Consider the following 6,957-nt stretch of genomic DNA (forward strand, 5'->3'; position numbering starts at 1 on the left):
GGGCGCCTGTCGGCGTTCCCCGAGGGAGGACCCTATGAACATCCAGATACTGTCGATCCTGCTGCTGGCCGGCATGTTCGTTGTTGCGACGATACAGCCGATCAACATGGGCGCTTTGGCCTTCGCATGCGCGTTCCTCGTCGGCTCGCTGATCATGGCCATGAAGCCGGCCGAGATCTTCGCGGGCTTTCCCAGCGACCTTTTCCTGACGCTCGTCGGTATCACCTATCTGTTCGCCATCGCCCAGATCAACGGCACCATCGACTGGCTGGTTGAGGGTGCCGTAAAATTGGTGCGCGGTCACGTCGCCTGGATCCCATGGGTGATGTTCCTTGTCGCCGCCATCATCACGGGTTTTGGCGCACTGGGACCGGCGGCGGTCGCCATCCTGGCACCGGTGGCGCTGGGTTTTGCCTTTCAATACCGGATCAACCCGGTGATGATGGGGCTGATGGTCATCCATGGAGCGCAGGCGGGCGGTTTCTCGCCGATCAGCATCTATGGGGGAATCACCAACCAGATCGTCGCAAAGGCAGGACTGCCCTTCGTGCCGACGACGCTGTTCCTATCGAGCTTTTTCTTCAATCTGGCGATCGCGGTGCTGGTGTTCGGGATCTTCGGTGGCGCAAAAGTGCTGGGCAAGCAGCCGTCGGCGTCGGGTCTGCTGCCGGACCTTCATCCCGAAGGCGTGACCGAGCCTATCCGGGGTCATGGCGGCACGCCGGCGGCACCGATCAGCCACCATATTTTCGAGAAGCAAACCATACCGCTGATGTCCAGCCTGACCCCTGAACGGCTGATGACGCTGGTTGGGCTCACCGCGCTGGCGATCGGCGCGCTGGTCTTCAAGTTCAATGTCGGCCTGGTGGCGGTCACCGTTGCGGTGGCGCTGGCGCTGCTGTCGCCGAAGACGCAGAAAGCGGCGATCGACAAGGTCAGCTGGTCGACCGTGCTGCTGATCGCCGGCATCATCACCTATGTCGGCGTGATGGAGAAGATCGGCACCATCGACTATGTCGCCGATGCTATTTCCAGCCTCGGCATGCCGCTGCTGGTGGCGCTTTTGTTGTGCTTCACCGGCGCCATTGTCTCCGCTTTCGCCTCGTCGACAGCTCTGCTCGGCGCCATCATCCCGCTCGCCGTGCCGTTCCTGCTGCAAGGTCAAATCAGCGCCATAGGCTTGGTTGCGGCGATCGCGATCTCGACAACCATCGTCGACACCAGTCCGTTCTCGACCAATGGCGCGCTGGTGGTCGCCAACGCACAGGAGGCCGAGCGCGAGAGCGTGCTGAAGACGCTGCTGATCTACAGCGGGTTGATCGCCATCATCGGACCGATTGTCGCCTGGTTGGTCTTCGTTGTGCCAGGGCTGGTGTGACGGGGTCTCGAGTGGATTGACGATAAGAACTCGGCACCCGCCAAACGGTGCCGGGGACGGCATCAAGCCTAAATGGAAGAGAATCTCCATGGACACAGACAGCATGGGGCGTTCGTGCGGGATCATCGATCAGGAATGGTAGGAGACTTACCCGTCGGAGCCCGATACTTGGAGTGCGTAGCGCGTATGCCTACGCTCTCCGGTTTTTGCTAGCGCACCTTTGGCAACCAGGTCCTGCAAGTCCCTTGTCGCAGTGGCGCGGGATGCCTGCGTGATGGCAATGTAATTCTCGGCACTGAGACCGCCCTTGAAGCCGTCGATACCTTCTCGGAACATCCGGGCGACGACCTTCTCCTGACGCTCGTTGAATTGACCGCGGTGGCGCTCGTAGAACTTGGCCTTGGCGACGGAGAATTCGACACGGGCGAGCGTGACACGCTGTGCTTCAAGGATCGTGTTGGCGAAGTAGAGCAGCCAATCCGTAACCGCGTTGCCCTTGTTGCTGGCCTCCAGGCTGTCGTAATAGGCCTTGCGGTGGCGTTCGATCGTGTACGCCAATGCGATGAGGCTGGGCTCGCCCAGGTTTTGTGCCAACGCCTTTTCGCAAAGGGCACGCCCTATGCGGCCGTTGCCATCCTCGAACGGATGAATGCTCTCGAAATAAAGGTGCGCAATACCGGCACGCGTTAGCGCAGGAAGCGGTGTCTTGCCTTTGGGCGACGTATCGTTGAACCAAGCGGCGAAGGCGTCCATTTCGGTTTTCACGCGCGCCGAAGGCGGCGCTTCGAAATGCACTTTGGGCTTGTCCAGCCGATTGGAAACGATCTGCATGGCATCGGCATGGTGGCGATAGCTGCCGATGGTCTCGACACGACGCTCGCCCGACATCACCATCTTGTGCCAAGCGTAGAGGGTGCGATGGGAAAGCGGATCGACAAAATGCAAATAGACATCGGCCATCATTTCAGCGATGCCGCGCTCGGCAGGGGGGATGCGCCTGGTCTCGCTGCCAAGCCCCAGTTGCTGGCGCAGGGATGATTGCAGGCTCTCGCGGTTGAGATACTCCCCCTCAATCGCCGATGTCTTCAATGCCTCTTCGCTGATAAGATCGATGCGGATCTGGTCGCGTTCGTCGGAACCGACATGGCGAAAGACGCCCAGGAACTCGCCCGATCGCAACAGAAACTCACTTTCCAGTGGTTCCAGGACCTTTTTGTCATAGGCAAAATGAGGCCAGTCAGCCTGCTGCCAATTCCATGCCATGAGTTATAGAGCACCTTTCTATAGCTCATAATGGAACAAATGGTGAGCTATAGCAATCTTCTCCATGCCTCAGAAATCGCAGTTTCCCTTGCGTGATCCAACGACTGGCCGTGGATGTGTGAAGCGAGCCGCCGATCGACCACAAAATCCGGGCTGGTGGATCGCTTCAAATCGCGTGTTCGGCAATCACTGCCAGGAACGCGGGGCCGTAGCGCTCCAGCTTGGCCTCACCGACGCCTGGGACCGCGGCCATCTCCCTGCGCGAGGCCGGGCGGGCGGCGGCCAGCTCGATGAGCGTCTTGTCATGGAAAATCACGTAGGGTGGCACATTCTGCGTTCGGGCGATTTCCATGCGCTTTTCGCGCAGCGCCTGAAACAGAGCGCGGTCGGCATCGGGCAGGGCGATTGATGCCTGGTTGCGCGGGAGCTTTTCCCGTCCGGCGCGCGGCGGTGGCGGCACACGCAGCATAAGCGTCCGTTTTTCGCGCAGGAACTGCCGCCCTGCCTCCGCGATCGACAGCCCGCCATGGCCGGTCAGGTCGACCGCGATCAGCCGCAGGGCAATCAACTGGCGCAAGATTGCGCGCCAGGTGCGATTGTCATGCTCCTTGCCAATGCCGTAGGTGGAGATGCGGTCGTGGCCGAAGTCGGCAATGCGCTTGTCCTCGACCCCCAAAAGCACATCGACGATGTAGGCTTGGCCGAAGCGCTCGTCGGTGCGGTGAATGCAAGACAGGGCTTTTTGCGCGGCAATCGTTCCGTCGAACAATTGTGGTGGCTCAACGCAGGTGTCGCAATTACCGCAGGGCTCGCTGTGGTCACCAAAGTAAGACAGCAGCACCTGGCGACGGCAGCCCGCCGTCTCGGCCAACCCAAGCAGCGCATCGAGCTTCTGCCGTTCCATGCGCTTGCGCTGATCGGGCGCGTCCGATTCCTCGATGAAGCGGCTGCGCAGCGCGATATCCTCATGGCCATAGAGCATGAGCGCGTCGGAAGGCAGGCCGTCGCGCCCGGCACGCCCGGTTTCCTGATAATAGGCCTCGATACTGCCTGGCAGGTCGACATGAGCGACGAAACGTACATCCGGTTTGTCGATGCCCATGCCAAACGCGATGGTGGCCACCATGATGACGGCTTCATCGAGCTGGAAGCGCGCCTGGTTGGCCGCGCGTGCAGCCTTGTCCATGCCGCCGTGATAGGGCAGCGCATCATAGCCTTGCGTGCAAAGCCAGGCGGCCGTTTCCTCCGTCTTTCGCTTCGACAGACAGTAGACGATGCCGCTTTCGTCCTCATGGTTCTTCAGGAAACGCTTCAGTTGGCCCCGCGGATTGTCTTTCTCCTGGATGGCATAGCGGATGTTCGGGCGGTCGAAGCCGGCGATGAAGGCGTCGCCTTCCGCGATATCGAGATGCGCCAGGATCTCGGCGCGGGTTGGCGCGTCGGCGGTCGCCGTCAGCGCCATGCGCGGCGTGTCGGGGAACAGCCTGACCAGCGCGTCGAGCTGACGATATGAGGGTCGGAAATCATGTCCCCATTGCGACAGGCAATGCGCTTCGTCGATGGCGATCAGCGACAAGGGCACATGGCTGAGCCGCTCCAGGACTTCGGGCCGCAGCAGCGTTTCCGGAGCCACATAGAGAAGGTCCAGCGCGCCGGAGGACACGTCTTGCCACAACGCGCTTCGTTCATCGCCTGGCAGGTCGGAGTTGAGTGAAGCGGCCTTGACCCCTGCCTGACGCAAGGCGGCGACCTGATCGGCCATGAGCGCGATCAGCGGCGAGACGATAAGCCCCATGCCCGGCCGCGCCATTGCCGGGATCTGGTAACACAGCGATTTGCCGCCGCCCGTCGGCATCAAGACAAAGGCGTTGTTGCCGGCCATCACATGCTCGACGATCTCCGCCTGAGGCCCGCGAAAGGCGTCGTAGCCGTAAACGGCTTTCAGGATATGTGCGGGGTCGGGGGTCAAAGTCGCCTTCGTTGGGAATCAGAAAGATGTTGCCTGATAGCAGATTTGCGAGGTGCCTGGGGCGTGGCCTGTTCACGCGGCTGCCCAGTACCAGGAAGGGGCAGTCGAAATTGCACCGTTGGGTTGCCCGCCATCGTCCCAAGTTCCTTGCCTGAAAATGCAACCGCACCCGCTTGCCATGACTGTGCGTCTCATCTTCATGACTGAACGTCCCAAAATGCCGCTCGGACGGTGACAGCACAATCTGGCCGTGCCAGACCGGCTGGAGCAGTTCACCCGAAATGCTCTGCTGGGTGGCCGGCGCGCGCGACATATACTGTCGTGTCGCGTCGGCATCTCGCATCACAACAACTAAATTTACTAGTTAAGTTACTGCGAAGCGCGATCATCTGTTCATTTGGAATGTGAGCCCGGCAGAATGCATATCTCATTGGCTGGCTGGCGCCGCCTTGGTGACACCGTCGCCATCCCCGGCCTTCGCCGATGGTCCCAAAAGGGGAGCGCATCTGGGCTTTGAGGCGCTCTGGAGCACTGAGCGCCCGCTCGGCGATGCCGCGCTGTTTGCGCCATTTACGAATTGTCATCTATCGCAATTGCTCACAAAACATGGGGGGAACCGTGCCAAACATTTCCAGATTGTATTTCATCACTGCAATTTGCTTTCTGATCGCCGGGATTTTGGTCGGTCTGCAGATGTCGATTGCTCATGACTACGTCGCAGCCGGCGCACACGCGCATATTAATCTTCTCGGCTGGGTGACGATGTCCATATTCGGCGCGTTTCACGCGCTTAACCCGCGTGGAGCCGGGACACGATTGGCAAAAGTGCAGTACTATGTCTACACAGGCGGTGTGATTGTGATGACGCCTGCTCTTTACTTGCTCCTGACCGGGAACCCATCGTTGGAGCCAGTTGTCGCAGTGTCATCTCTGGTGGTATTCGCCGGCGTACTCATGTTCGCCGCGATTATATTTCGCACGCGCGCAGGCTGATCACAGCGCTCCAAAGATAAGCATAATCTCGCTTGCGCCGCGTGATGCTGTCTTCAAGATTGCCGCCAAATAATCGAAACGTTGCAACACATCGATTTACCCGGCTATGACTTGAAAATGAACTTGGATGCTCATGCGGGTAGACCATTTTGCGGGCCGGTACTGGATGTTGGAAGCCAATCCTCAGACACGCGTGTCGCGCGGTATTGTTTGGCCGTTTCCTCCTGGCGCGGAATGCTTCGCCGCCTGGAAGACGGCACTCTCGCGGTTGGTTGACTGCGCTATACCGGACGACGCGGACCCGGCTTTGTTCGACTTTCATGGCTGTATGTGGCAGCTGCCTGAGGCCTTCGTACAGGTCAATGGCGGGTCGGCAATGACGATGTCTCGGACCCAGCGCGTCATTGACGACAGACCGATCTCTCAGATGTCGCTTTATCTGCTCACAGGCGGAAGCGTTGTGACCGACTACGACGGCCGCAAGCAAACCCATGTTCCAGGCGACATCGTCGCCGTTGATTATTCACTGCCTTACGAATCCCACACGCCTGGCTACGAAGGGATAACGCTTACCTTCGACAGAGCCAGCGCACCGTCGGCGCTTCAAGGCCTAGTCCACGGCATGGTGCTACCTGCCAACAGCAGCGCCGGCAACCTGCTCGGGATCCAGATCAGGTCGCTTGTAGACCATATCGACGGGCTCAGCGTCGACCAGGCTCAGTCGGCCGTCGACGGCATCTTGCGGTTTGCCGCGACCACTCTTGCTGTCGCTTCGCCGAAAAAGAAGCGCGACAAGGTTTCAGTCCTGGATAGCGCCCATCGGCTGGCCAAAAGGAGAATGTCCGATCCGGACTTCGGCCCTGATGAACTGGCGATCGCGCTGGGCGTTTCGCGATCGAAACTGTTTCGTTCGTTTGCGGCCCATGGTGGGGTGCAACGCTGGCTGCTTGGCGAGCGACTGACGGCCAGCCTTCAAGCCATTGTACGATCTGCGGGCAAACTGAAAATTTCGGTCATCGCCCACCAGCACGGCTTTCGCAGCGAAGCACATTTCAGCCGTTCTTTCCGGAAGCGATATGAGCTGAGCCCAAGCGCGGCTCTGGTCTTGGCCATGCGCTCGCAGGGCACCACAATGTATCTGAACTGGGCGAAGAAGAATGGGAAGACAGAAGGCTCGACAACAGAAGCCTGGCTCGCTTCAGCTCGTGCCCGAGACCGCAAGGCGGAGCAAGAGAGCGCTAAAGTCAGGCTAAATCCAGCGGATTGACGTGCCTTCTATATGAGCTGAGCCCAAGCGCGGCTCTGGTCTTGGCCATGCGCTCGCAGGGCACCACAATGTATCTGAACTGGGCGA

The 6,957-nt window shown here is 59.8% G+C and carries 5 protein-coding genes; 3 read left to right on the forward strand and 2 right to left on the reverse strand.

Features of this window, described 5'->3' with window-relative positions; translation table 11 throughout:
* Positions 1-34: 34 nt before the first annotated feature.
* Positions 35-1,378 (forward strand): SLC13 family permease, encoded by a 1,344-nt coding sequence (locus AC1RTB_RS24000; RefSeq protein WP_492881673.1) that lies wholly within the window; start codon positions 35-37, stop codon positions 1,376-1,378.
* Positions 1,379-1,525: 147 nt separating this feature from the next.
* Here AC1RTB_RS24000 and AC1RTB_RS24005 read toward each other — a convergent pair whose 3' ends face one another.
* Positions 1,526-2,641, reverse strand: a complete 1,116-nt coding sequence (locus tag AC1RTB_RS24005) for a Fic family protein (protein ID WP_492881674.1) — start codon at positions 2,639-2,641, stop codon at positions 1,526-1,528.
* 166 nt (positions 2,642-2,807) lie between these two features.
* Positions 2,808-4,610, reverse strand: coding sequence for a DNA helicase RecQ (gene recQ, locus AC1RTB_RS24010; RefSeq protein ID WP_492881675.1), 1,803 nt, complete (start codon positions 4,608-4,610; stop codon positions 2,808-2,810).
* Positions 4,611-5,228: 618 nt separating this feature from the next.
* Between recQ and AC1RTB_RS24015 the strand changes: the two genes are divergently transcribed.
* The gene (locus AC1RTB_RS24015) at positions 5,229-5,603 is read left to right on the forward strand and encodes a hypothetical protein (protein WP_492881676.1); all 375 of its coding nucleotides are present in this window, start codon (positions 5,229-5,231) and stop codon (positions 5,601-5,603) included.
* Positions 5,604-5,769: 166 nt separating this feature from the next.
* Positions 5,770-6,870, forward strand: a complete 1,101-nt coding sequence (locus AC1RTB_RS24020; RefSeq protein ID WP_492943845.1) for a helix-turn-helix domain-containing protein — start codon at positions 5,770-5,772, stop codon at positions 6,868-6,870.
* Positions 6,871-6,957 lie beyond the last annotated feature (87 nt).

It is taken from the genome of Aminobacter sp. GW821-FHT11F06, assembly GCF_058808215.1.